At 67.5% G+C, this 24763-nt stretch carries 22 protein-coding genes, 7 tRNA genes and 1 riboswitch; of the genes, 13 read left to right on the top strand and 16 right to left on the bottom strand.

The features are described 5' to 3' along the window. Positions 1-710: 710 nt before the first annotated feature. The 3 genes from ABD231_RS07370 to ABD231_RS07360 form a co-directional block, all read right to left on the bottom strand. Positions 711-782 (bottom strand) — tRNA-Val (locus ABD231_RS07370). A 23-nt stretch (positions 783-805) separates the two neighbouring features. Beyond that, positions 806-876: transfer RNA gene (locus tag ABD231_RS07365), tRNA-Cys, on the bottom strand. Between the two features lie 34 nt (positions 877-910). Further along, positions 911-983: transfer RNA gene (locus tag ABD231_RS07360), tRNA-Gly, on the bottom strand. A 164-nt stretch (positions 984-1147) separates the two neighbouring features. Here ABD231_RS07360 and ABD231_RS07355 point away from each other — a divergent pair. After that, entirely contained in the window at positions 1148-1966 is an 819-nt protein-coding gene (locus ABD231_RS07355) for an aminotransferase class IV (protein WP_344147014.1), read from the top strand. On the opposite strand, the gene ABD231_RS07350 is transcribed toward ABD231_RS07355, so the two are convergent. After that, on the bottom strand, positions 1963-2994 hold the full coding sequence (locus ABD231_RS07350; RefSeq protein ID WP_344147011.1) for an MBL fold metallo-hydrolase: 1032 nt from the start codon (positions 2992-2994) through the stop codon (positions 1963-1965). The genes ABD231_RS07355 and ABD231_RS07350 overlap by 4 nt on opposite strands. Positions 2995-3092: 98 nt before the next feature. Here ABD231_RS07350 and ABD231_RS07345 point away from each other — a divergent pair, with 98 nt between their 5' ends. Beyond that, positions 3093-3587 (top strand): MarR family winged helix-turn-helix transcriptional regulator, encoded by a 495-nt coding sequence (locus ABD231_RS07345; protein ID WP_344147008.1) that lies wholly within the window; start codon positions 3093-3095, stop codon positions 3585-3587. Positions 3588-3590: 3 nt separating this feature from the next. Here ABD231_RS07345 and ABD231_RS07340 read toward each other — a convergent pair whose 3' ends face one another. Together ABD231_RS07340 and ABD231_RS07335 are read right to left on the bottom strand one after the other, a co-directional pair. Then, positions 3591-4115 carry a hypothetical protein gene (locus ABD231_RS07340; protein ID WP_344147005.1) on the bottom strand — a complete coding sequence of 175 codons (525 nt, stop codon included), beginning with the start codon at positions 4113-4115 and terminating at the stop codon, positions 3591-3593. 142 nt (positions 4116-4257) lie between these two features. Next, a complete protein-coding gene (locus ABD231_RS07335) occupies positions 4258-4824 on the bottom strand; it encodes a CGNR zinc finger domain-containing protein (RefSeq protein ID WP_344147002.1) in 567 nt (188 codons plus the stop codon). 130 nt (positions 4825-4954) lie between these two features. Between ABD231_RS07335 and ABD231_RS07330 the strand changes: the two genes are divergently transcribed. Then, positions 4955-5026, top strand: a tRNA-Val gene (locus ABD231_RS07330). Positions 5027-5294: 268 nt separating this feature from the next. Here the strand turns inward: ABD231_RS07330 and ABD231_RS07325 are convergent. The 3 genes from ABD231_RS07325 to ABD231_RS07315 are packed head-to-tail and all read right to left on the bottom strand — an operon-like array spanning position 5295 to position 7536. After that, positions 5295-5738 carry a pyridoxamine 5'-phosphate oxidase family protein gene (locus ABD231_RS07325; RefSeq protein ID WP_344146999.1) on the bottom strand — a complete coding sequence of 148 codons (444 nt, stop codon included), beginning with the start codon at positions 5736-5738 and terminating at the stop codon, positions 5295-5297. After that, positions 5735-6877, bottom strand: coding sequence for a sensor histidine kinase (locus ABD231_RS07320; RefSeq protein WP_344146996.1), 1143 nt, complete (start codon positions 6875-6877; stop codon positions 5735-5737). The genes ABD231_RS07325 and ABD231_RS07320 overlap by 4 nt, the downstream gene beginning before the upstream one ends. Then, a complete protein-coding gene (locus ABD231_RS07315) occupies positions 6874-7536 on the bottom strand; it encodes a response regulator transcription factor (RefSeq protein ID WP_344146993.1) in 663 nt (220 codons plus the stop codon). The genes ABD231_RS07320 and ABD231_RS07315 overlap by 4 nt, the downstream gene beginning before the upstream one ends. A gap of 184 nt (positions 7537-7720) precedes the next feature. On the opposite strand from ABD231_RS07315, the gene ABD231_RS07310 reads away from it, so the two are divergent. The 6 genes from ABD231_RS07310 (at position 7721) to ABD231_RS07285 (ending at position 11224) form a co-directional block, all read left to right on the top strand. Beyond that, positions 7721-8644, top strand: a complete 924-nt coding sequence (locus tag ABD231_RS07310; RefSeq protein ID WP_344146990.1) for an ATP-binding cassette domain-containing protein — start codon at positions 7721-7723, stop codon at positions 8642-8644. Next, positions 8641-10110, top strand: coding sequence for a DUF1349 domain-containing protein (locus tag ABD231_RS07305; RefSeq protein WP_344146987.1), 1470 nt, complete (start codon positions 8641-8643; stop codon positions 10108-10110). Before ABD231_RS07310 ends, ABD231_RS07305 begins: the two co-directional genes overlap by 4 nt. Then, positions 10107-10799 carry an ABC transporter permease gene (locus ABD231_RS07300; RefSeq protein WP_344146984.1) on the top strand — a complete coding sequence of 231 codons (693 nt, stop codon included), beginning with the start codon at positions 10107-10109 and terminating at the stop codon, positions 10797-10799. Before ABD231_RS07305 ends, ABD231_RS07300 begins: the two co-directional genes overlap by 4 nt. Positions 10800-10964: 165 nt before the next feature. Next, positions 10965-11037, top strand: a tRNA-Gly gene (locus ABD231_RS07295). A 31-nt stretch (positions 11038-11068) separates the two neighbouring features. Next, positions 11069-11139, top strand: a tRNA-Cys gene (locus ABD231_RS07290). Between the two features lie 13 nt (positions 11140-11152). Then, positions 11153-11224, top strand: a tRNA-Val gene (locus ABD231_RS07285). 249 nt (positions 11225-11473) lie between these two features. Here ABD231_RS07285 and ABD231_RS07280 read toward each other — a convergent pair. From ABD231_RS07280 to ABD231_RS07270, 3 genes are all read right to left on the bottom strand, one after another. Further along, the gene (locus tag ABD231_RS07280; RefSeq protein WP_344146981.1) at positions 11474-12217 is read right to left on the bottom strand and encodes an SDR family NAD(P)-dependent oxidoreductase; all 744 of its coding nucleotides are present in this window, start codon (positions 12215-12217) and stop codon (positions 11474-11476) included. Between the two features lie 19 nt (positions 12218-12236). Beyond that, the gene (gene rsgA / locus ABD231_RS07275; RefSeq protein WP_344146978.1) at positions 12237-13301 is read right to left on the bottom strand and encodes a ribosome small subunit-dependent GTPase A; all 1065 of its coding nucleotides are present in this window, start codon (positions 13299-13301) and stop codon (positions 12237-12239) included. A 162-nt stretch (positions 13302-13463) separates the two neighbouring features. Continuing rightward, positions 13464-14708, bottom strand: coding sequence for a YihY/virulence factor BrkB family protein (locus tag ABD231_RS07270; RefSeq protein WP_344146975.1), 1245 nt, complete (start codon positions 14706-14708; stop codon positions 13464-13466). An 18-nt stretch (positions 14709-14726) separates the two neighbouring features. On the opposite strand from ABD231_RS07270, the gene ABD231_RS07265 reads away from it, so the two are divergent. The 3 genes from ABD231_RS07265 to ABD231_RS07255 all read left to right on the top strand — a co-directional run bounded on the left by ABD231_RS07265 (position 14727) and on the right by ABD231_RS07255 (position 18650). Continuing rightward, positions 14727-16592, top strand: a complete 1866-nt coding sequence (locus tag ABD231_RS07265; protein ID WP_344146972.1) for an acyl-CoA dehydrogenase family protein — start codon at positions 14727-14729, stop codon at positions 16590-16592. Beyond that, positions 16590-16671, top strand: a riboswitch (ZMP/ZTP riboswitch). It overlaps the preceding gene by 3 nt. Before the next feature lie 26 nt (positions 16672-16697). Continuing rightward, entirely contained in the window at positions 16698-18146 is a 1449-nt protein-coding gene (locus ABD231_RS07260; protein ID WP_344146969.1) for a glycine hydroxymethyltransferase, read from the top strand. Positions 18147-18185: 39 nt separating this feature from the next. After that, on the top strand, positions 18186-18650 hold the full coding sequence (locus ABD231_RS07255; protein ID WP_344146966.1) for a GbsR/MarR family transcriptional regulator: 465 nt from the start codon (positions 18186-18188) through the stop codon (positions 18648-18650). Positions 18651-18727: 77 nt separating this feature from the next. Here the strand turns inward: ABD231_RS07255 and ABD231_RS07250 are convergent, their stop codons facing one another. From ABD231_RS07250 to ABD231_RS07235, 4 genes are all read right to left on the bottom strand, one after another. Then, positions 18728-19456: an alpha/beta fold hydrolase gene (locus tag ABD231_RS07250; protein ID WP_344146963.1), complete on the bottom strand. Its 729-nt coding sequence runs from the start codon at positions 19454-19456 to the stop codon at positions 18728-18730. Between the two features lie 253 nt (positions 19457-19709). Next, positions 19710-20066 (bottom strand): ACT domain-containing protein, encoded by a 357-nt coding sequence (locus ABD231_RS07245; RefSeq protein ID WP_344146960.1) that lies wholly within the window; start codon positions 20064-20066, stop codon positions 19710-19712. 28 nt (positions 20067-20094) lie between these two features. Beyond that, a complete protein-coding gene (locus ABD231_RS07240; protein WP_344146957.1) occupies positions 20095-21939 on the bottom strand; it encodes a glycoside hydrolase family 9 protein in 1845 nt (614 codons plus the stop codon). Between the two features lie 61 nt (positions 21940-22000). Further along, complete coding sequence (locus tag ABD231_RS07235; RefSeq protein ID WP_344146955.1) at positions 22001-22561, bottom strand: winged helix-turn-helix domain-containing protein; 561 nt, start codon at positions 22559-22561, stop codon at positions 22001-22003. 382 nt (positions 22562-22943) lie between these two features. Between ABD231_RS07235 and ABD231_RS07230 the strand changes: the two genes are divergently transcribed. Next, the gene (locus ABD231_RS07230) at positions 22944-24641 is read left to right on the top strand and encodes a nitrite/sulfite reductase (RefSeq protein ID WP_344146952.1); all 1698 of its coding nucleotides are present in this window, start codon (positions 22944-22946) and stop codon (positions 24639-24641) included. Positions 24642-24763 lie beyond the last annotated feature (122 nt).

Raw genomic sequence — 24763 nt, 5'->3', positions numbered from 1 at the left:
CCCAACCGGCCCCCTCCCCCAGGTAGACCCGCACCCTCCAGGTTCACGGAGTCCTCCTGCCGCTCCGTGGCAGCGATCGACCGCAAAGCGCGCCAACCCGCCCGCAGCCATCCGGCCGAGCAGGAATCTGCCGGTCCTCGCCGCCGCGGCCGGCTTACACACTGGATGGCAGAGCAACGCGGTGGCTGAGCCGGATGGTGCGCTCAGCGCCCACGTGAACGCCGCCTGTGGTCGACGGGCTTCGGTTGCCGCCAAAGCACCCGCCCCCGACTTCCTGTGGCTAACGGGCTCCGGTTGCTGTCAAAGAACCCGCCCCGACTTCGACAGTCGCCCGTGGTCAGCCGGTGCGGGGAAGAAGATGAGCCTCCAAGGCCCACCACTCTCCCCAGTCCCAACGCGGACCCACACAAGCGCCCTCACCCCACGCCGGACACCGCGCAGCCCACCCCAGCCCCACCGGGGCACAAGCACACGTCAACCCGAGCGCCGAGCCGTCCGAGCCCACCTCAACCCCACCGCGGACCGTGCAAGCGCACGTCAACCCCAGCGCGGAACCGTACAAGCGCGCCCCAGCCGTAGCCGCCGATGCGAAGCGAGGCGCAGGGGGTGCGGGTGGCGAAGCCCCCGCCCGCGGCAAGCGAAGCGCAGCCGCACAAACGACGAAGGCGACCCGGTCCCTTTCCGGGGACACGAGTCGCCTATCGACTTCGTGGACGATACTGGGATCGAACCAGTGACCTCTTCCGTGTCAGGGAAGCGCGCTACCGCTGCGCCAATCGTCCATAAAAGAACCTGAAGTTCTTCGAGGTGGAGACGGGATTCGAACCCGTGTACACGGCTTTGCAGGCCGTTGCCTCGCCTCTCGGCCACTCCACCAAGCACACAGCTTGGTCCGTCAAAACCATCTCCGAGCGGACGACCGGGCTCGAACCGGCGACCTTAACCTTGGCAAGGTTACGCTCTACCAACTGAGCTACGTCCGCACTACGACCGGTTTGGTGTTCCCCGGCGCGAGAAGAACATTAGCCCATCCCGCCCTCAGTTCAAAAATCGGGGGTCCCCCGCAGGACGACGTACCGTCACCTGCCGGTCACCAACGGGACCCGAATCGCCTTAGCACTAAGGTGTTCCGTGGAAGGAGCGGCACATGCGGATCTGGGTGAACGGCGAGCTCGGCGGTGAACTGGCGACGGTTCCCGCGCTCGACCACGGGCTGACGACAGGTGACGGGGTGTTCGAGACGATCAAGATCGTCGACGGGCGACCGTTCGCCGTACGGCGGCATCTGGAGCGGCTGGTCCGTTCCGCGACCGGTCTCGGTTTACCCACGCCCGACGTGGCGCGCGTCGAGGCCGGCATCGCCGAGGTCATCGCGGCGGATCCGGGCATCGCGTTCGGCCGACTGCGGATCACCTTCACCGGTGGCGTCTCGCCGCTCTCCTCCGATCGCGGGACGACCGGACCGACGATCGTGATCGCCTCCCAGGCCATCCAGCCGCCGTCGCCGGTCTCGGCGATCATCACGGTCCCGTGGACCCGCAACGAGCGCAGCGCGGTCGCCGGTCTGAAGACCACGTCGTACGCCGAGAACGTCCGCGCGCTCGCCTATGCCAAGGAGCGCGGCGGCAGCGAGGCGATCTTCGCGAACACCGCCGGCGCGCTCTGCGAAGGCACCGGCTCGAACATCTTCTGCGTGTACGACGGTGAGCTGGTGACCCCGACCCTGGAGTCGGGCGCACTGGCCGGGGTGACGCGGGCGCTCGTCATCGAGTGGTTCGGCGCGACCGAGCGCGACGTACCGATGGACAAGCTTTTCGAGGCCGACGAGATCTTCCTCACATCGACGACCCGCGACGTCCAGGGCATCCATCGGGTCGACGACCGTGAGCTGGCCGCGCCGGGCTCGATCACCGCCCAGGTCGTGAAGATCTTCGCGGATCGTTCGCTCGAGGATCTCAACCCCTAAAGGTCCTTCGGCGCGTCGAGCATCTGCGAGGTGGCGACGGTGACGATGTTCTCGCGGGTGAAGACGTCGACACCGGCCAGGCGGTGCAGCCACTTGCGATAGATGACCGGCTCCACCTTGTCCGCGACCGCGTTGTACCAAAGCTTGAACGCGGCCCAGTTGTGGCCGGCTTCGACCTGCCCGAAGAACGGCGCGGACGGGGTCGCGGCAACGGCCTTGCGGGTCTCGTTCCAGAGGTCGTAGGTGAATTCGCGCGACACCTTGATGTCCTTCGGCGTACCGAGCCGGTGCACGTGCCCGCCGACAAACGTGTCGATGTCGAGCTTGGCGAGCACGTCATGCGCCCGCAGCACACCGGGCACGCTGTCCGCGGTCCCCCACGCACTGAACGGCGACCAGCCAGGCAGTACGACGTCGATCATCAGCGCGGCCCGTTGCCGCGGCGCGTGCACGATGATGTTGCCGGCCTCGTGGTTGACCCCTGGGTAGCTCAGCTCGAGGTGCTGGTTGCCGACGGTCAGCGAGTACCGGTCGGTGAAGGTGCGGGTCGGCATCGGCCGGGTCTTGTCGCGCTCCGCGCGGATCAGCCGGGCGGTATCGGCGTGCGCGATCCGGATGACATCGCCGAAGGCCGCCGCTCCCGCGATGTGGTCCGCGTGATGGTGGCTGTAGACGAGGTGCGTGACCCGCTTGCTGGTCACTTTGCTGATCGCGGCCGGCAACGCCTTCGCCAGCGCGGGCGGCGCGTCGAGCAGGATGACACCACGGTTGCTGACCACGAAGGCCGCCTGCGTTCCACCGGCAGTGACGGCGTACATCTCGGGCCCGATCCGATCGAGGCGATACCCGTCCGGCCCCATCGGCAGCGGCTTCGCGTCAGCCGGGAGCGGTACGAACTTGGGTTGCGCGGGCGCCGCCGTACCGGCTGCTGTCGCGGACTCACTACCCAGTACGACGCTCGCGGCGCCGACCGCGGCACCCAGCTTCAGCAGGCCCCGGCGGGACGGGGCACTCGTGACCTCACTCATGATCTGCTCGCCTTCTCGATAGTCGTTCAAATTAGAACTACCTGATCGACGATAACGCCTAGTTCGAATTTGAACAATCATTCGATAGGATGAGTCACATGGCGGATGGACACGGGCTCACCGATCGGGAGCTGCGCACCTGGCGGACATTCCTGGGCATCGCGACCCTGCTCAACCAGCAGGTCGAACAACAGTTGAAGGACAACGCCGGGCTCTCACACCCGCAGTACGAAGTGCTCGCGCGGCTGTCCAACGCCCCCAACGGCGAACTCCGCATGACCGAGCTGGCCGGCGTAGCCCTCACCTCAAAAAGCGGCCTCAGCTACCAGGTCACCCAACTCGAAAAAGCAGGCCTGGTCAGCCGCCGCCCCTGCACCACCGACGACCGAGGCATCATCGCCGCCCTCACCGAAGCCGGCTGGACCAAACTCCGCGAGTCCGCCCCCGACCACGTAGACCTCGTCCGCAAGTTCTTCGTCGACCCACTGACCGCCGAAGAATTCGCCGGCCTCAGCAAGGCCGCCGACGCCCTAGCAGCCCGCCTCGGCCTCACCAGCAAAACCATGACGGCCCTCCGAGAGCGCCCCGCCTGACCTTCAACGCCGGCAGCGCTGCGGAGTGCCGCCCAATCGGTCCCAGAGACACCAAATACCGGCATAGCTCCCCGGCCACACCACGGTCGGATCCGTGTACAAGCGAGCATAGGCATCGGCCGGATTGACCATCAGGTACTGGAGCGTGCTCTTCGAAAGGAACACAAATGACTGCGGCGTGCCAGCGACCAGCCATTGCTGGTCGACCTGGTCCTCTTCGCAAGGGTCAAAACGTGCCGGGTAACCCTCGCCGGACTTTCCAAGGACAGCACTCAGACACAGCGTGACGCCGTGCGCCCCGATCAGCATCTCGTAGGAACCATCATTCCGCTCCTGCAGGAACAAGGCCTGAGAAAAGTCGTCCCCGTTGCAGGCACCTTGCAGCAGCCAGATGTCGCTGCTCGATCCGAGGCAGTTGCCAGTCTCCCCGTTCTTCACAAAGGAGTACCAACTCGGGAGCACGCCGGCCGACGCGACGCCTGTCGACGCGACCAAGGCGCCGATCACCACTCCCACGACCACCGTCAACCGCCGCCACAACCGTCGTACCATCTGCCGCTCCGTCCGCCGGACCAACTCTCTCGGAGTTGATCCTGTTAGCGGGCAGCGTCGGACGGCAGGGCGGCTCAGGCGCGATGCGGGGTGAGAGTCTCGGCCCTTAAGGGCAGGGCTACTCCCCCGAGGCTTTGCGGCGTTCGCGGTAGGCGGCTACGTGCAGGCGGTTGCCGCAGGTGCGGGCGTCGCAGTAGCGCTTCGAGCGGTTGCGTGAGAGGTCGATCAAGGCATCGTCGCAATCCGGCGCCTCACAGCGGCGGAGTCGCTCGCGCTCGCCGGCCGAGATCACCTGCGCCAGCGCGATCCCGCACTCCACCGTGATCCGGCACGCCAGCGACGAACCGTCCCGCGAATAGTGGATGTGCCACGGGTGCCCGTCATGGTTCGTCAGCCGCGGCGTCGTCGTACCGCGGGCAATGATCGCGTTGATCATCGCCGCCGCCGTCGCATCCGAATCCGTCGTGAACACCGGCGCGAACAACGGCCGCAGATCCCGGACATCGGCCAAGTCCTTGTCGGTCAGGATCCCGACCGCGCTGAACTCCCGCTCCTGGACGAACTTCTCCAGCTCCTCCAAGGTCCCCATCGTGTCGACCTGGCTGTTCGGCCCGGGCAGCGTGTTCACCATCCGGACCAGCGTGCCGAGCGCCTGCTCGGTGTCGTGCGAGAAAGTCACAATCACGTCTCCAACGTGACGGGGTCTCCGTCCTGGCCCAAGAGTAGCCCGCCCCGATTAGAACGTCGCCGCATCATGCGCTAAGGTTTCACCCGCAAGACCCCACCAGGCAACACCAGCAACACGCACCACGCCTGGGCGATTGGCGCAGTGGTAGCGCGCTTCGTTCACACCGAAGAGGTCACTGGTTCGAACCCAGTATCGCCCACGAAGTCGATAGGCGACTCGTGTCCCCGGAAAGCGGGGACCGGGTCGCCTTCGTCGTTTGTGCGGCTGCGCTTCGCTTGCCGCGGGCGGGGGCTTCGCCACCCGCACCCCCCGTTCGCCTCGCTTCGCTTCGGCGGCGACGGTTGCGGCGCGCTCCCCCGGTTCGGCGCTGGGGCTGGGGTGCGCTCGCTCGGTTCCGCGCTGCGGCTGGGGCGCGTTTGCACGGTTCCGGCGATGGCTGATGTGCGCTTCCCAGGGCCGGCGGTCGGTCAGATTCGCCAGGTGCTGTTGGTCATCAAGGTTCTGTCTTTTAGTTCGTTGGCTTCTTGCCAGGCTTGGATTTTGGTGGGGGTTGCGCGGATGAAGGGGTAGTTGGGGAGGGGGCGGGGGTCGAAGCCTGCTTTGGTGGCGAAGGCTTGGGCTTCGGCGGGGGTTGGTTGGGTGGGGTCGGTGGTGGCGGTGATGTGGACTACGTCTCGGAGGGTGCCGAGGGTTAGTTGGAGGTGCGGGTTCAGTTGGAGGTTTTTGGCGGTGGGGTTGGTGGTGGCGGTGGCTAGGTAGAGGTGGGTGCCGTTCCAGAGGAAGGAGAGGGGCATTAGGTACGGCGTGCCGTTGGGGCTGGCGGTGGCTACCCAGGCGTCGACGTCGTGTTCTAGGCGGTGGAGGGTGTCGCGTTTGCGGGTGGCTAGGGGGCGGGGGGCTGTTGCGGTCATGTCGGTACGGTTTCACGGGGCGTGGACACGTCGGTAGGCACATCGGTGTGGGCGAACTGGATGGCTATGGAGAGGCCGCCTTCGGGGTGGGCGATGGTTGTCAGGGGTGCTTGGTGGGCTTGGGCTACGGCGTTGACTATGGCTAGGCCTAGGCCGTGGCCGTCGGGGTGGTTTTGACGGTTGGTGGGGTGTTTTTGGAAGGGGCGGAAGAGGCGGTTGAGGTCGTCGTGGGGGACGACTGGGCCGGTGTTGGTGATGGTGAAGGTGGTGTGGGGGGCGGCGGTTTGGGTGGTGATGGTTATTTGGCCGTTGGGGTGGTTGTGGCGGATGGCGTTGTCGATGAGGTTGGCGATGAGGCTTTCGATCAGGTGGGGGTCGCCGGCGGTGGGGGCGGGCGAGAGGTTTGCGGCTAGGTCGATGCCTCTCGCGGTTGCTTGGTGGTGGCGGGTGGCCAGTACTCGTTCGGTGATTTGTGCGAGGTCGACGGGGTCTTGGCGGGAGAGTCCGCGTTCGCTGGTGGCTAGGACTAGTAGTGCCTCGACGATGCGTTCCTGGTGGTGGCCTAGGGCGAGGGCTTCTTGGCAGGTGGAGCGCAGGGAGTCTGTGGCGGCGTCGGGGTCGGCGAGGGCGACTTCTAGCAGGGTGCGTAGGCCGGCGAGCGGGGTACGTAGCTCGTGGGAGGCGTTGGCTACGAAGTGGCGTTGCGCGTCGAAGGCGGCCTGGAGGCGGGCGAACAACTCGTCGAGGGTTTGGCCGAGTTCTGTCAGCTCGTCGGTGGGTTCGCCGAGGTCGAGGCGTCGGTGGAGGTCGCCGGTCGAGATGACTCGGGCAGCGGCAGTGATGGACCGCAGTGGACGCAGGAAGCGGCCGGCGACGATCCACCCGAGAGCGAAGGCCACCGGGATCAGAACGATCAGGGCAGCGGCTGAGCCCACCAAGAGCTGCGGCAGGGTGATGCCGCTGCCGGTTCCGGTGATGGCGCCCGACGAGGCTTGGCCCTCGGATGTCACGGACTGGACCCCGGCTAGCGGGACGACGACGGACGCGAGCACTACGACCCCGGCGGCATAGATGCCGGTTGCGTAGGCGAGCGCGAGGCGTTTCTGCAGGGACTTCCGGCCGCGCCGCGGCGGCGTCATGACGGTCCGATGCAGTAGCCGCCTTCGCGGATGGTCCGGATCACCGGCGGATCGCCGAGCTTGGCTCGCAGGCGGTGCATGGTGTGCTTGACGGCACTGCTGAAGGGGTCCGCGGCCTCGTCCCAGACGCGTTCGAGCAGGTCCTCGGCGGAGATCACCAGGCCGGGTGCGGCGAGCAGGCATTCCAGGAGTGCGAACTCCTTGGCACTCAACTCGAGCCGCCGGCCGGCCCGAGATGCGGTACGGCGGGCCGGGTCGAGCGTGAGGTCGGCCCAGGCCAGCGTGGGCGGGAGCGGCGGGCCGGTACGGCGAGCCAGCGCGCGGATGCGGGCGACCAGTTCGGCGAACGCGAACGGTTTGGGCAGGTAGTCATCAGCACCGAGTCCGAGTCCGTCCACGCGATCCTCGATCGTGCCGGAGGCGGTGAGCATCAGGATCCGGGTCTCGGAGCGCCCCCGGGCGAGTTGCCGGCAGACCTCGTCTCCGGGGACACCGGGCAGATCGCGGTCGAGGACCACCACGTCGTACCGGGTGTCGGCTAGGCGGTCGAGGGCGGCGGTTCCATCCAGCACGACGTCGACAGCCATGCCCTCGCGGCGCAACCCGGTTCCAATGGAACGGGCCAGGACCTCGAAGTCCTCGACGACAAGTACCCTCATCGCCGCTCACCGCACGCCGTCGTACGGGCAGTGCAGCGGAAACCGGCCAATCGGTCGAGATGCCATGGCTTCACGATGTCAGATCCCAGGTCGCAGCCGGGTCGCAGCGAATGCGACCGTGCTGAAACCGGACGCCACGTAGAACCGTCGGCATGAATCCATTCCGAACCATGAACTCGCCGCGATGAGCGCCCATGGGATCGTCGTGGCCGGTCTGCGGAAGCGGTACGGCGGGACGCAGGCACTCGACGGTATGTCGTTCGCCGTCCGCTCCGGGCTGGTGACCGGCTTCGTCGGACCGAACGGCGCCGGGAAGTCCACCACCATGCGGGTCATCCTCGGCCTCGACGCCGTCGATGAGGGCACCGCGCTGATCGACGGCCGGCCCTACCGCAGCCTTCGGCACCCACTGAAGCATGCCGGTTCGTTGCTGGATGCAGGGGCGCTGCACCCTGCGCGGACCGCCCGCAACCACTTGCTGTGGCTCGCGCATTCACAGGGCCTGCCGGTACGGCGGGTCGACGAGGTCATCGAGCAAGTCGGCCTGACTCCGGCGGCCAGGCGCAAGACGGGTGGCTACTCACTCGGCATGCGGCAGCGGCTCGGGATTGCGGCGGCCCTCCTGGGCGACCCGCCGATCATCATGCTCGACGAACCCTTCAACGGCATGGACCCCGAGGGCATCGTCTGGATGCGTGGATTCCTGCGCTCGCTGGGTGCGCAGGGCCGCAGCGTCTTGGTGTCCAGCCATCTGATGAGCGAGTTGCAGGACACCGCCGATCACCTGGTGGCGGTCGGGCGCGGCAAAGTCCTCGCCGACAGCAGCGTGGCCGACCTCATCGCAACCGCGTCCAGGAACCGCGTCGCCGTACGGACCACCGCCACGGCGGCAGCGACCGCCGTACTGTCCGGCGCCGGCGCTGTTGTCGCTGCTCCGAGCCACGACACCGTCACGGCTACCGGCATCGCCCCGAATCACATCGTCACGCTGCTGAACGGCAGCGGGGTGCCCTTCTCCGAAGTGTCGGCACATCGCGCGACGCTCGAACAGGCCTATCTCGAGCTCACGCGCAGCGCCGTCGAGTTCCGTGCCGAGGTACCGCGGTGATCTCCTTCCGCGAGTTGCTGCACGCGGAGTGGACCAAGTTCCGCACGGTCCGGGGCTGGGTGACTGGCATGGTCGCGGCCGCACTGATGATGGTGATGTTCGCCCTGCTCGCCGGCCTCAGCGGCAGCCAGAAGGGTGCGCCGCCCGTTCCGATCGGACCGTACGGCGGGCCGGTCACCGACAGCTTCTATTTCGTGCACCAGCCGATCACCGGCGACGGCAGCATCACCGTCTCCGTCGCCGCGCTCAAGAGCAGTGTCCCGGAGGGGCCGGAGACATTGCGGCCCGGCAGCGTGCCATGGGCGAAAGCCGGTCTCATCGTCAAGGCAGACACCAAGCCGGGATCGCCGTACGTCGCGATCATGCTGACCGGCGAACATGGCGTGCGAATGCAGGACAGCTATGTCAACGACACTGCTGGCCCTGGCTCCGCAGCGTCTGCACGGTGGCTGCGGCTGGACCGTTCTGGTGACGTGATTACCGGATATGCCTCCGCTGACGGCACGAACTGGAACAAGGTGGGCACCGCGCAGCTGGCCGGGTCCAGCGCACAGGTGGGATTGTTCGTCGCCTCGCCGCCGGCCGTAGGAGGCGGGGGCACAGCCGGGACCGTGACCACAGCGACCTTCGGGAATCTCCGCGTTCAGGGAGGCTGGGCCGGCGGCACCTGGGCGGGTGATCAGGTGGGAGCCGAGTCCCCCACTTTCGCCGGCTATCCAGCCAACGCCGCAGGCTCGTTCACAACTGCCGATGGGCACGTCACGGTCACTGGTGCCGGTGACATAGCCCCGGCTGTGCGCGACAGCCTGCCAACTGGCGGCCACCTGCGAGACCTCCTGACCGGGACTTTCGCGGCGCTGATCGCAGTGATCGTCGTGAGTGCGCTGTTCGTCACCGACGAATACCGGAGCGCGATGATCCACCTCACCCTGGCCGCGAGTCCGAGGCGGAGTCGGGTCCTGATGGCCAAGGCGATCGTGGTGTGGGTGGTTACCTTCGTGGCCGGGTTCGCGGGAGCGGTTCTCGCGGCGCCGCTCGGCGAGCGGCTCGCCCGGGTCAACGGCGTCTACATCTTTCCGGTGTCGTTCTGGACCGAGCTGCGGGTGGAGCTCGGGACGGCGGCCTTGCTCGCGACCGCGTCGGTCCTCGCGGTGTCCGTCGGCGCCATCGTCCGGCACAGCGCGGCCGCGGTCACGACGGTCGTCGTGGCCATCGTGCTCCCCTACCTCTTGATCGCCATCCCCTTCGTGCCGGCCGCTGTGTCGAAGGTGGTAGCCACGGTGACACCGGGAGCAGCCTTCGCGGTTCAGCAGACGCTCGTCCCGTACGACCAGGTCGCCAGCAACTACACGCCCTACTACGGGTACTACCCGCTGACGCCATGGGCCGGCGTCGCCGTACTGGCCGGATACACCGCGGTCAGCCTGGCCGTGGCTGCTCTGCTTCTCCATCGGAGGGACGCATGAGGCTCGCGCTGCACGGCGAATGGACCAAGCTGCGAACTGTCGCCGGCCCGCTGTGGCTCCTAGTGGGAACCGTCGCGGTGACCGTGGCCCTGGGCGCAGTGGCGACGTCCGTGGTGAGTTGCACCGCGGCTGGCTGTGGCGGCGACACCATGAGGCTCACCGTCAGCGGCATCTACCTCGGGCAGGCGCTGGTCGCCGTACTCGGTGTGCTGGTCATCAGCGGCGAGTACAGCTCGGGGATGGTTCGTATCAGTCTCACCGCGATTCCCCTCCGTACGACGCTCTTCGTGGCCAAGGCCGTGATCCTCAGCGGAGTGGTGGCGCTCGCCGCGACGGTTGCCGTCATCGGGTCGTATGTCGCCGGGCGACAGGTCCTGCCCTTCGTCGGCGACCAGGCGCTCTCGCTCGGCACACTGCGCGCGATCGGTGAAGCGGTCTGCTACCTGGTCCTGATCGGCTTGCTGAGCCTCGGTGTCGCCACCGCCGTACGCGACTCCGCCGCCAGCATCGGGGGCGTTCTCGGCCTGCTCTACATCGTCCCGATCATCGCCCAGACCATCAGCGATCCGGACTGGCAACGCCGGCTCGAGAAGCTCGCACCGATGACAGGCGGTCTCGGCGTGACGGTGGTCTGGGCCGGCCTGGCTCTGCTGGTCGGCGGGCTGCTGCTGCGTCTCCGCGACTCGTAGCGCAGTGACGAAAAGCAGGGGTTTCGACGGCGTGTTGAGTGGACAGAAAGGGTGGTGCTTGTGTGACGGATGAGGTGGTTTTCAGGCGTGAGAATCCGGTTTTGGCGGAGCGAAAAAGTGCGCTACTGTTCTGCTCACGCCGGAGAACACCAAACCGGTCGTAGTGCGGACGTAGCTCAGTTGGTAGAGCGTAACCTTGCCAAGGTTAAGGTCGCCGGTTCGAGCCCGGTCGTCCGCTCGGAGATGGTCCTAGGGGCCTCACTCTGCACGGTGGAGTGGCCGAGAGGCGAGGCAACGGCCTGCAAAGCCGTGTACACGGGTTCGAATCCCGTCTCCACCTCGAAGAGAATCTTGGACGATTGGCGCAGCGGTAGCGCGCTTCCCTGACACGGAAGAGGTCACTGGTTCGATCCCAGTATCGTCCACGAAGTCGATAGGCGAGGTGTGCGGCGCTTAACAGCGCTCGCCGCCTCGCCTTCGTCGTTTGTGCGGCTGCGCTTCGCTTGCCGCGGGCGGGGGCTTCGCCACCCGCACCCCCCGTCGCCTCGCTTCGCATCGGCGGCTACGGCTGGGGCGCGCTGGTACGGTTCCGCGCTGGGGTTGCGGTGGGCTTGGAGGGTTCCGCGCTCGGGTCGACGTGTGCTCGTGCGGTTCCGCGGTGGGGGGTTGCGTTGCTACATCCTTAGGTGGGAGGCGCCGTTGAAGTCGAGGATGGTGCCGGTGGCGAATTCGGCGGCGGGGCTGGCCAAGTACAAGATGGCGGCGGCTACTTCGGTGGGGGCGGCTACTCGGTCTAGGGGGCTTTCTTGGCTGCGGCGGTTGAGGCCTTCGCCGGCTAGGTTTTCGGCGGCCATGTCGGTGGTGGTCCAGCCGGGGGCGATGGCGGTGACGGCTATGCCTTCGGGGCCTAGGGCTCTGGCTAGGGACTGGGTGAACGAGACGATGGCGGCCTTCGAGGCGCCGTACGCTGGTTGGTTCGGTTCGTCGCGGAAGGCGCCTCGTGAAGAAACGTTGATGATGCGGCCGCCGCGGGGCATGTGGCGGACTGCGCACCAGGTGGCGTTGGCGGGGCCGAGCAGGTTGACGGCGAGGGTGTCGGTCCAGGCCTGCTGCCATTCCTCGTACGTCGTTTCGCGGATCCGGTGCGGGTGGTAGACGCCGGCGTTGTTGACCAGTACGTCGATGCGCCCCAACCCGGCCGCGGCCTCGTCGACCATCGTCTGTACGGCGTCCGGATCGGCCAGGTCGGCGTGGACCATGACATGCCCGCTGCCTGGCAGAGCGGCTAACACCTTCGAGGCGGACTCGCGGGACGAGCTGTAGTGGACGGCGACCCGGTCGCCGTCGGCGGCGAAGGCGTGGGCGGTGGCGGCACCGATGCCGCGTGAGGCACCGGTGATCAGAACGGCACGATCCATACAACGATCATGTCAGGACCTAACGCGGCTTGATGTCCCGGCGGTAGGACTTGCTCGCCCGCACCCACTCCTTCTTCGCCAACTGGCGTGCCCGCGCATCCGAGCGCCGCGCCATGTACGCCGCCTCCTTGCGCAGCTGCACCCAGCTCTCGTAGCGCCGGTACGGCAGCGTCCCGTCCTCGAGTGCCGCCTTCACCGCACACCCCGGTTCGCCATCGTGCGAACAGTCCTTGAACCGGCAGTTCTCAGCCAGCGCAGTCACATCCGGGAACGCGGCCGCGAGCCCTTCACCCGACTCCTGCAGACCGATCCCCCGCAGCCCCGGCGTGTCGATCACCACGCCACCAGCCGGCAGGACGACGAGCTCCCGCCGTACCGAGGTGTGTCGGCCCTTGCCGTCCTCGCGGATCTCCTGGACATCCAGCAGCTCCACACCGGCCAGCGCGTTGACCAGCGACGACTTGCCCGCGCCACTCGACCCGAGCAGCGCCAGCGTCGCGTCCCCCGCGACCAGCTCGCGCACGGAATCCATACCGACACCGGTCGCAGTACTACACACCAGTACGTCGGCCCCGGGCGCGGCCGCCGCGACATCCTCGGCCACGGCGTCGGCGTCACCGACCAGGTCGGCCTTCGTCAGTACGACGACCGGCCGGGCACCACTCTCCCACGCCAGCGTGAGGAAGCGTTCGATCCGGCCGATGTTCGGCTCGGGGTGGAGACCGACGACGATCGCGATCACGTCGACATTCGCGGCCAGCAGCTGGCCTTCCGACGTACCGCTGACTTCGGCGCGGACGATCGCCGTACGGCGTGGTGCCAGCGACTCGACGGTGATGCGGTCGTCCGGCCAATGGCGGAGCACCGCCCAGTCCCCTGTGCAGGGCGCTGCGTGGGCGTCACCGGCGATCGCGCCGAGGAGCCCACCGGACCACGTGGCGCGGACCGGTCCGTCCTCGGTGAGAACTGTCGCCAGGCCCTTGTCGACCCGGGCGACTCGCCCCGGCACCAGCTCGGCCGGGACGGATTCGAAGAACTCGGCCGTGGAACTGTCGAGTCCCAGAGCCTGCAGTGTCACGGACATGACGAACCTTTCGGAAGGTCCGGCCGCGAGGTCAGCTCAGCGGACGGACAGAACGGGAGACAACGGCCCGGCGATAGGCCGATAAGTGGCTCATGGTGGGGACGCCTCCCTTCCAGTTCCTGCGGGTCCTGATCGAGGACCGGTGATCGCGACGCGACCAGCCTATGTCGTCCGATTCGTCGTGCGCACCGGATTTTCGGTCACAGCCGGCGCGGGCTCCGGTGCCGCCTCCGCCTTGGGCGCGGTCTCGGGCTTCGGCTTCGGCGGCTCGGGCTCGGGCTCGGTGTCGGCGGCCGGTGTCTTCGCCGGCTCGCGTTCGGAGAGTCGCTCAATCCGGCGCGCGACCGCCAGCTCCGGCCGCTCGAACTCGGGCCGCTGCTGATCCGGCACCGGCACCGCGTGATCCGGCTCGTCGTGGTGATGCGGATCCGGTTCGGCCTTCATCACCGGCTCGACCTCGACCTCGTCGTCGTCATCGGCGAACTTCGGCAGCGCGGGCTCGCGGGTCTTGGCCGGCCAGAGGCGGTTCACGACCGCGTTCAGCGCAGCACCGATCAGTACGGCGATCGTGGTCATGTACAGCCACATCAGTACGGCGATCGGTGCCGCGAGCGGACCGTAGATCGACGTACCGCCGACGGTGCTCTGCAGGATCCAGCGGAGCACGAAGCTACCCAGGATCCAGATCGACAGCGCCAGGAACGCGCCGGGCAGGTCGGAGACCCACGGCGTCCGAACCGGCACGGACACGTGGTAGAGCGTGTTCAAGAAGCCTGCGGAGAGGATCGTGACGACCGGCCAGTACAGCTGGTTCAGGAAGTCGAGGCGGGGTGGGAGGAGTTGGTCCACCGCCTCGGGCCCGGCCAGGACCAGCGGGAGCACGATGACGCCGATCACCAGGGCGATGCTGTACAGGCTGAAGGAGAGCGCGCGGGTCCGGACGATACCGCGCTTGCCGCCCATCCCGTACATGATCGTGATGGTGTCGACGAAGACGTTCAGCGCGCGGCTGCCCGACCACAGGGCGAGCACGAAACCGATCGAGATGACGTCCGGACGGCCGCCGTTCAGGACCTTGTCCAGGGTCGGCACGATGACGCTGTTCACGGAGTCGTCGGTGAGCGCTCTCGCGGCGAGCTCCGCGATCTCGAGCTTGATCTGCGCGATCTGGACGACGTTCAGCCAGCGGTCGGCGATGTATCCGAGGCTGCCGGCCAGCCCGAAGATCAGCGGTGGCAGCGAGAGGATCGCGAAGAATGCTCCCTCGGCGGCCAGGCCGGTGACGCGGTAGCGCAGACACTCGCCGACCGTCTGGGTGAGCAGCTTCCAGATCGTCGAGGGGATCTTGCGGACCCATGCCAAGGAGACCGAGCTCCCACTCGCGGGCCCTGCCCCTGAACGTGCCATACCGCTTACCGTACTGATATGGCGGACCCTTTCGCGGTAACGAATCAGGCTCCCCCACTGCAGGGGGTGAACTTCTTCACCTCAGATGCTGCCCTCGGTGACGCTTTGCGGCCGTACGGCGACCTGGCGGCGGACCCCGGTCTGGTCCGGGTCGGAGCGGTGGCGGGATCGGAGGAAGCGCTCTCTCACGCGCTCCCGGCGAACCAGAATCCACCGGTTCTGCGCACCCACGACCGGTACGGGAACCGGGTCGACGAGGTCGACTTCCACCCGTCGTGGCACTGGCTGATGGAGAAAGCCGTCGGCTTCGGACTGCAGGCCGCGCCGTGGACGAGTTCCGGACCTTCCCCGCATCTGACGCGCGCGGCGGGGTTCTACGTGTGGTCGCAGGTCGAGCCTGGGCACGGCTGCCCGATCTCGATGACGTACGCCGCGGTCCCGGCGCTGCGCGCGGACGAGCGGCTGGCGGCCGAGTGGATTCCACGGCTCGCTTCGACCGAGTACGACGTACGACGGTTGCCCGGGGCAGCCAAGCGCGGCGCGCTGGCCGGGATGGGGATGACCGAGAAGCAGGGTGGTTCCGATGTGCGGGCGAACCTGACGACCGCGACGCCTGCTGGTGGGGACGGTGAGTACCTGCTCGACGGGCACAAGTGGTTCTGTTCGGCGCCGCAGGTCGATGTGTTCCTCGTGCTGGCTCAGGCGCCGGACGGGCTGAGCTGTTTCGTCGTCCCCCGGGTACTTGCTGACGGCAACCGAAACACGTTTGCTCTCCAGCGTCTGAAAGACAAACTCGGCAACCGCTCGAACGCCTCCAGCGAAGTCGAGTTCCACAGCACCGTCGGCTACCGCCTCGGCGACGAAGGCGCCGGCGTCCGCACCATCATCGAAATGGTCGCCGCCACCCGCCTCGACTGCGTCCTGGGCTCCGCCGCCCTCCAACGCCGAGCCCTCGTCGAAGCCACCTGGCACACCCACCACCGCTCAGCCTTCGGCAGCCTCCTGTCCGACAAACCAGCCATGCTCAACGTCCTAGCCGACCTAGCCCTGGAGAGCGAGGCAGCAACCGCTCTAGCAATGCGATTGGCAGCAGCCGCGGATGCGTCCACCACACGTGGTGATGGGGATGAGAGCCGCCCCCAAGCCCACTCCGAGGCGGAGCGAGGCGCGGCTGCGCACACCCACGGGGATGGGGCTGGGCTCGGCCCCCTTCCCTCCCAGCAGGCCGGCGCAGCCGGACCCGGTGGCTGGTCGGAGGCGGAGCGGCGCGCAGCGGCGGCGCACACCCGGGGCGATGGGCCCGGGCTCGGCATCCATCCTTCCCAGCGGGCCGGCGCAGCCGGACCCGTTAGCCCCGAACAGGAAGCGGCGTTCAGGCGGATCGGGCTGCCGTTGGCGAAGTTTTGGGTTTGTAAGCGGACTTCGTTTGTGGTGGCGGAGGCGTTGGAGTGTTTGGGCGGGAACGGGTTTGTGGAGGAGTCGGGGTTGCCGCTGCTGTTCCGGGAGTCGCCTTTGAACTCGATTTGGGAGGGGTCGGGGAATGTGAATGCGCTGGATGTACTGCGGGCGCTTCGGCGGCCGGAGTCGTTGGAGGCTTGGCTGGTGGAGGTGGGGGCGGCGCAGGGGGCCGACAACCGGCTGGATGCGGCGGTGAACGACGTACTGCAGGCGTTGGCGGATGTTGAGGGGGCCGAGGCGGGGGCGCGCAGGTTGGCGGCGAGAATGGCGTTGTGTCTGCAGGGATCGTTGCTGGTGCGGTACTCGACGCCGGCGATGGCGGATGCGTTTGTGGCGTCGCGGCTGGCTGGGGACTGGGGTGGCGTGTTTGGGACGCTGCCACGCACGACACCGTTCCGGGAGATCGTCGAGCGCACGATAGGGTGAGTGCGTCGCGACTGGCGCGCTGAGGTGGAGTACCACCGGGGAGCGAAAAGCGTTGGCACCGTGCGCCTGGGTGCCTCGAACCACTGCAACCTGCAGGAGACAACGATGACTCAACCCTTCGATGCTGCCAAGGCGTCGGCCGCGTACCAGAACGCGCTCGAGGTGATCGCCTCCGTCGAGCCGACGATCGCCGGTGCGATCAAGGCCGAGCTGACCGACCAGCGCTCCTCGCTGAAGCTGATCGCGAGCGAGAACTACGCCTCCCCCGCCACCCTGCTGACGATGGGCAACTGGCTCTCGGACAAGTACGCCGAGGGCACCGTCGGGCACCGCTTCTACGCCGGCTGCCAGAACGTCGACACCGTCGAGCAGACCGCGGCCGACCACGCGCGCGAGCTGTTCGGCGCGCCGCACGCCTACGTCCAGCCGCACTCCGGGATCGACGCCAACCTGGTCGCCTTCTGGGCGATCCTGGCGCAGCGGATCGAGTCCCCGGCGCTGGCCGAGGTCGGTGCGAAGCACGTCAACGACCTGTCCGACGAGGACTGGGACAAGCTGCGCAAGGCGCTCGGCGACCAGAAGATGCTCGGCATGTCGCTGGACGCCGGCGGCCACCTGACGCACGGCTTCCGCCCGAACATCTCCGGCAAGATGTTCAACCAGCACTCCTACGGCACCGACCCCGAGACCGGCCTCCTCGACTACGACGAGGTCGCCCGCAAGGCCCGTGAGTTCAAGCCGCTCATCCTGATCGCCGGCTACTCGGCGTACCCGCGCAAGGTGAACTTCGCCAAGATGCGTGAGATCGCCGACGAGGTCGGTGCGACCCTGATGGTCGACATGGCGCACTTCGCCGGTCTGGTCGCAGGCAAGGTCTTCACCGGCGACTTCGACCCGGTCCCGCACGCGCACGTCACCACGACGACCACGCACAAGTCGCTGCGCGGCCCGCGTGGCGGCATGGTGCTGTGCCAGCCGGAGTACGCCGAGTCGGTCGACCGTGGTTGCCCGATGGTGCTCGGTGGTCCGCTCAGCCAGACGATGGCCGCCAAGGCGGTCGCGCTCGCCGAGGCCCGCCAGCCAGAGTTCCAGACCTACGCGCAGGCCGTCGCCGACAACGCCGTCACCCTCGCCGAGGGTCTGATGAAGCGTGGCGTCAAGCTCGTCACCGACGGTACCGAGAACCACCTGGTCCTGCTGGACGTCTCGTCGTACGGCATCACCGGCCGGCAGGCCGAGTCCGCGCTGCTCGACGCGGGCATCGTCACCAACCGCAACGCGGTCCCCCGCGACCCGAACGGCGCCTGGTACACCTCGGGTGTCCGGATCGGTACGCCGGCGCTGACCACGCGCGGATTCGGCGCCGACGAGTTCGATCGGGTGGCCGAGTTGATCGTCGACGTACTGTCCTCGACCACGCCCACCACGACGGCGGCCGGTGCCCCCTCGAAGGCCAAGTACGTGCTGGCCGATGGGGTCGCCGACAAGACCCGCGCGGCCTCGGCGGAGATCCTCGACAAGCACCCGCTGTACCCGGGTCTCGAGCTCAGCTGACAAACAATCAGAAACTTCTGATTAATGTAAGGTTCAATCATGGCGCCCACCCCGGATGAAGTCAGTCAGTACGTCGAACGCTTCGCCGGGGTGATGGCCAACAGCGGGGTGCCGACGATGTCGGCCCGGGTGATGGGCCGGATGCTCGTCAGCCCGAACGGAACGATGACCGCGGCTGAGCTGGCCGAGACGTTGCAGATCAGCCAGCCTGCGGTATCCGGCGCGGTCCGGCAGCTGATCCAGATGTCGTTCATCTCCCGGGAGCGGATGCCGGGTTCGCGCAAGGATCACTACCGGATTCGCGAGGATGTGTTCGCCGCGATCCTCGAACGCCGCAATCAGGCCCTGACCGAATGGGCCGCCAGCAGCGCGTACGGCGCGGCCCTGTTCGGCGCCGACACCACTGTCGGCCGCCGGCTGTCCGAAGCGGCCGAGTTCTTCACCTTCGTGCACGGTGATCTCGAGCAGACAATGAAGGACTGGCGAGCCAAAAACCCAGGCTAGGCGCTGACGGCTCGCCCGCCCGAACTCCAGCCGCAATCGCCCCCGCACTCAGCACCGCCGCAGCCTAACTGTTTCGGTTATGGGCACACCGAGGTGAGGTGTTCGAGGAGGAGGGTGGTGGTGGCTTCGGCGGCTTCGGTTGGGATGTTGTGGCCGATGTTATCGAGGATCTCGAGGCGGTAGGGGCCGGTGACCCAGTTCTTGGTGGCGTGGACGCCCGAGGGTGCGACTGCCGGGTCCTTCGTGCTGGCGATGAACAGCGTCGGGATCGTGATCTTCTGCTCGTAGCCGGTGAAGTCGTTGGCCCGGTACCAGTTGAGCGCAGCGGTCAGCGCACCTGGCTGCGAAAACCTCTCGAGGTACTTCGCGGGCAGTGTGGGCGGTCCGCCGGCGAGAATGACGTTCTCGGGAATCGGAGCCGGTTGTCGGAAGAAGTTCATGTACTTGGAGGCCTCCTGCTGAACCGGATCGGTCCGCAACGCCTCGGCGAAGGCACCGAGATGCGGCACGGACACCGCCGTCAGCGACCGCACGCGCCGGGAGTACTTCGCAGCAGCGACCCACGCGACCGCGGCACCCCAGTCATGTCCGACCAGGTCGAATCGGCCCCAGCCCAGGGAGTCGGCGATCGCACGAACGTCTGCGACCGGGTGATCCAGGTGGTAGTCCGCGACCCTGGTCGGCCGCACCCCCGGTGAGTAGCCGCGCTGGTCGGGTGCTACCGCCCGATAGCCGGCCGCGGCCAGCCCGAGCAACTGGTGCTCCCAGTCGACGCCAAACGCCGGAAAGCCATGTAGCAACAGCACTTTCCGACCGTGCCGCGGACCCGTGGCGACGGCGTCGAAGGTCCCTGAGCGAGTGCGGATCCGCAGCGGCGTGAGCCCTGGCAACGAGGACGCCCGTGCCGTGCCCGAGGCACCGGCGGTTGTCACACCGGTAGCAGCGGCGGCAGTGAACAGGATGAAAGCTCTGCGAGAAGGGGGCATGCAGCGAGTTTGGTCGGTCGGCCGATGCGCACACCACCAACCTTCCCCCACCATCCGGGTGGGTCCAGCCCCACTAGGTGACGATCGTGTGGCCGGCGGATTGGAGGGTGGCAATGGCTGCGTCTAGGTCGGATTCGGCGACTAGGACGAGGTCGGCTTGGTAGGTGGAGGCGGCGCAGACGGACAGGCCGGCGGCGGCCAACGGGTGCACGATGGCGGCTAGCATGCCGGGCTGGTCCAGGGCGTGGGGTTCGTTGTTGTAGAAGGCTCGCCAGGGGTCGGCCGCGTCGGCGGACTCGGCGATCACGGTGGTGCCGGCGGGGGTTCGGGACATGGCCCACCAATCGCCGGTGGGGATTGGGGGTACGCCGTCGGTGACGTGGGTGATGGTGAAGCGCGGCCGGAGGAGGGTCAGGGTTTGGGCTTGCATGGGGTTAGTCTCCCCCGGCCGCAGGCCGCTAGCGGGTGAGGGCGTAGACGGCGATGGCGGCGAAGTCGTCGGCGGGTTCGGACGCTTGCCAGGAGCGGACGTCGTCGACGTAGCGTGAGCCGCGGCCGGTGAACTCGGCGTACTGGTCGACGCCGTTTGCCGGGCAGGCGTTCATACCGTCGAGGTGATCGCCGAGGCCTTCCTCGAACAGGTCGGCGGAGTTCGGGCCGTTGACGACGGCGCCGACGACCTGGCGGCCGAGGATGTTGCCGATCTGGTGGTGCGGGCACTGACCGGCGTTCGAGCCGACGCCGACCATGAACGACACGCCCCACGCGTTGGCGCCGAAGGCCCAGTCGATCTGCTGAGCACCGAAGGTGTCGTACCGACGTTCGCCGGTCACCTGCCGATACAACCGCGCAGTCGCTGCCAGCCCAAAGGTGTGCGGTACGGCGTCAAAATTGTCGTACTGCGCGCCCGCCCGGAACGGGTCCTGTGCGGCTCGCGTGGTCCCGATCGCCAGCTGAGCTCGCAAGTCAGCACTCAGCTTGGCAACCAGTGCACGGTCGGATCGCGCCGCCCGGATCAGATCCGCGTGCGCGAGCGCACTCACGTCGTACAGGTTGAGCGTGTCGCCACCCGCCTCGTGCTCCAGGTACTGACCGGCCCAGTACGACGCCTGTCGCACCCAACCGGCGGCCCGGCGATCGCCCAGCCGCTGCGCTGCCAGAGCCAGCTCGGCCGCACCCAGCTCAAGGTCGTCGCGCCAGGCGGATTCGGGGTAGAACGCAAACGGCAACGACGTCACCAACTGACCGACATTAGTGGTCTTGGCCTGGGCGAAGATCTGGGCGGCGGTCTCCAGGTGCTTGCGCGCGAGGCGACGGTCCGTCCGCGCCTCGACCTGTGCTGCCAAAGCAAACGCGGCCGCCGTCCGACCGGCCAGGTTCGGGCTGATCAGCTGCCCAGGGTCCGCCGCGCGGAACACCGGCCGATTGCGCAGGTGCCGTTCGGCAGGTGAAGTCAGGTGGTCGTCCGCCTCGGGCAGTCGCCAGATGTCGTGGTCACCGATGAACGTGCCCTCGGCGTTGCCGGTTCCGACGCCGACCTGGATGTAGAGCGTCTTCGACTTCTCGTCCCACATCTTGTCCAGCCACTTCAGCCCATGCCGAGCCTCGTTCGTCACCTTGCGATCCGGCCGCCGCGCGTCCCGGGCCGATGCCCACAGCAACGATTCCGAGTACGCCGCGATGTGCGTGAACTTGAGGTAGTCGCCCGCGTCGTACCAGCCACCCTCGACATCGACCGGACCACCGACCCGCTGCAGCTCACCGACCGTCTGATCGGTGTCGGGATTGACGAACGTCGGCGTCTCGTACACCTGCGCCGCCCGATCCGTCAGATGTGCCGGCTGCCGACCGAGGGACCCCGGTACGACGTTCGCCCCGTCGCGCTGCTCGGTGAAGAAGTTCACCGCCTTGTCCTTCGCCGACGTCGCCAGCGCATCCCCGTCGGCCCGCACGACGAACGCGGGTGACGACGCGACCCCAGGCACCTCGACCCGATACGTCCCCGGCACCCACAGCCGGGTCAGGTCCACCTGCGAGACGTGCTGGTACTTCGCGTTCCACTCCCCCAGTTCGGCGCCAACCTTGCCGGTCAGCACCCGACGACCCCGGCTGTCGACGACCGAGAAGGACTTCCCGGTCACCGCGCCCTCGCTCAGCACGTACGCCGACTTTCCGTCGAAGGCGCCGTACCCGAGCTGATTGACCCGAACCGCGCCCCCGGTCGCGGCCTCGACCGGGCCGACCAGGCCCAGCACCAAGCCGCCCGCCACCACAACCGATCCCACCCGGCGTATCGCCTTCACCGCAGCCTCCTCCATCAACAGTTAGGAAAGTTTCCTGTTGATCCGAGGAAATGTACAGAGGTCAGGGCTGCGCCGGCACCCCCTGGGCGAAGACGTACACCGGTTCGGCCTCGGGTTCGGTCGACGGGTTGTCGACGTACTCCTCGAGGACCTCCTGCATCCGCTCGCGCAGCTCGGTCAGCCGCTCGGGCGTGAGCCGCAACCAGACGTCGATGGACAACTCCGCCGCACCCCACGCCGCGCCGTACTCCGGACGCTTGGCGACCCAGTCGCGGATCTTGCCGGCGCGGTAGGTGACGTTGCTCTCCTCGGCCACCCCGCCGATCAGCTCCGCACCCGGCTCGTCGTCACCGACGCGCCACGAGTACGACGACCAGGCGCTCTTCCACCACCGTTCGCGCCGGTCCTTGGCCAGCTCGGGGACCTCCTCGATCACCCCCGCGGTGGCCAGCACCTTGAGGTGGTGACTGATGTTCCCGACCATCTCCCCTGTCCGCGCAGCGAGCACCGACACGGTGGACGGTCCGTCGACTGCGAGGATGTCCAGCAGCCGGCGTCGTAGCGGGTGATCCACGGCCTGCACTCGGGAGGCTCCGGGCGAACGGGTCTTTTTCGGCGACATGAGTCCAGGGTAATTAGACAAGATATCTTGTACAAGCTTCATTGCTCAGCGTGTTTCAGGCGGGAATCAAAACACACCAGACTGGTCGGGATAGCCACATCGTGAGATCGCGTCTCGCGATGCAGGATTGGGAGTTGATTTGTCAGCCGTTCACGCTGACTCTTGTTGACATGCTCGCTGCCCGCTCAACTCACCTCGTAGGTCGGATTCATGTCGACCTCGGGCGGATGCGCAGCGCCATCTGTCGTCCTTCGATGCTCTGACAGCCACCCCGCTCGAAACATCAGCTGGGTGCGCACCGCGCAGACCAGGTCGAATCGACGACGCTTCGAGCTAGGCCCCCGCGGACGCACCTGTCTCTAGGACAAGGACACCGTTCCGGATGACTGGCGTCTCCTCACCGCAGGCCGGTACCACCCGCAAGCCCGCCCGCCCCCGTAAGGGCAAGGGTGAAGGTCAGTGGGCGCTCGGCTACCGCGAACCCCTGAACAAGAACGAAGAGAACAAGAAGAACGACGACGGCCTGAACGTCCGGGCCCGGATCGAGAACGTGTACGCGCACCGCGGGTTCGACTCGATCGACCCGGCCGACCTGCGCGGCCGCTTCCGCTGGTGGGGTCTGTACACCCAGCGCAAGCCGGGGATCGACGGCGGTAAGACCGCGACCCTGGAGCCCGAAGAGCTGGACGACAAGTACTTCATGCTCCGGGTCCGGATCGAGGGCGGCCAGCTCAGCACTGAGCAGCTTCGGGTGATCGCCGAGATCTCCACGACCTATGCCCGCGACACCGCGGACATCACCGACCGGCAGAACATCCAGCTGCACTGGATCCGGGTCGAGGACATCCCGGCGATCTGGAACAAGCTGGAGGCCGTCGGCCTCTACACGACCGAGGCCTGCGGTGACGTGCCCCGGGTGATCATCTCCAGCCCGGTCGCCGGGATCGCGGCCGACGAGATCATCGACCCGACGCCGGCCATCGACGACATCGTCGAGAAGTACATCGGTACGACGGAGTTCTCGAACCTGCCGCGGAAGTTCAAGACCGCGATGACCGGGCACCCGTCGCACGACGTCGTACCGGAGGTGAACGACATCGCGTTCGTCGGCGTCGTGCACCCCGAGCACGGCCCGGGTTTCGACGTCTGGGTCGGCGGCGGTCTGTCGACCAACCCGATGCTCGCCCAGCGTCTCGGCGCCTGGGTTCCGCTCGACGAGGTGCACGAAGCCTGGTGGGGTATCTGCAGCATCTACCGCGACTACGGTTACCGCCGGCTGCGGACCCGCGCGCGGATCAAGTTCCTGGTCGCGGACTGGGGTATCGAGAAGTTCCGTGAGGTGCTCGAGGAGAAGTACCTCAAGCGGAAACTGATCGACGGCCCGGCGCCGGAGATCCCCGCCGTCCAGGGTGACCACGTCGGCGTCCACAAGCAGAAGGACGGCAAGTACTTCGTCGGTGTCGCGCCGGTCGTCGGTCGCGTGTCCGGCGAGAAGCTCGCCAAGGTCGCGGATGTCGTCGCGGCGCACGGCTCGGACCGGATCCGGACCACCGCCCAGCAGAAGCTGATCGTGCTCGACGTCGAGGAGTCGAAGGTCGAGTCGCTCGTCACCGAGCTGGCGGCTCTCGGCTTCCAGGCGCGGCCGTCGGCCTGGCGGCGGAACACGATGGCCTGCACCGGGATCGAGTTCTGCAAACTCGCGATCGTCGAGACCAAGGCCCGCGCGGCCCAGCTGATCGACGAACTCGAGGAGCGGATTCCCGACCTCGACGTACCGATCACCGTGAACGTGAACGGCTGCCCGAACTCCTGCGCCCGGATCCAGGTCGCCGACATCGGTCTCAAGGGCCAGCTGGTCCTCGATGCCGACGGCAACCAGGTCCCCGGCTACCAGGTGCACCTCGGCGGCGGGCTCGGCCTGGACGCCGGCTTCGGCCGCAAGCTGCGCGGTCACAAGGTGACGTCCGACGACCTCACCGACTACGTCGAGCGCGTCACCCAGAACTACCTGAAGGAGCGCAACGAGGGCGAGCGATTCGCCCAGTGGGCCACCCGAGCTGATCAGGAGGCGTTGACATGAGCGAGCGCGCTGCACCTCTTTACTGCCCGTACTGCGGGGATGAGGACCTCCGGCCATCGGAGGAAGGGCACGGCGCGTGGGAGTGCCGGCCGTGTGCACGGGTGTTCCAGCTCAAGATGATC

Origin of the sequence: Kribbella yunnanensis (assembly GCF_039529655.1) — a bacterium.
GTDB lineage: Bacteria > Actinomycetota > Actinomycetes > Propionibacteriales > Kribbellaceae > Kribbella > Kribbella yunnanensis.
Note: the sequence above shows the minus strand (reverse complement) of the source record. Positions and strands in the feature narration are given on the sequence as shown.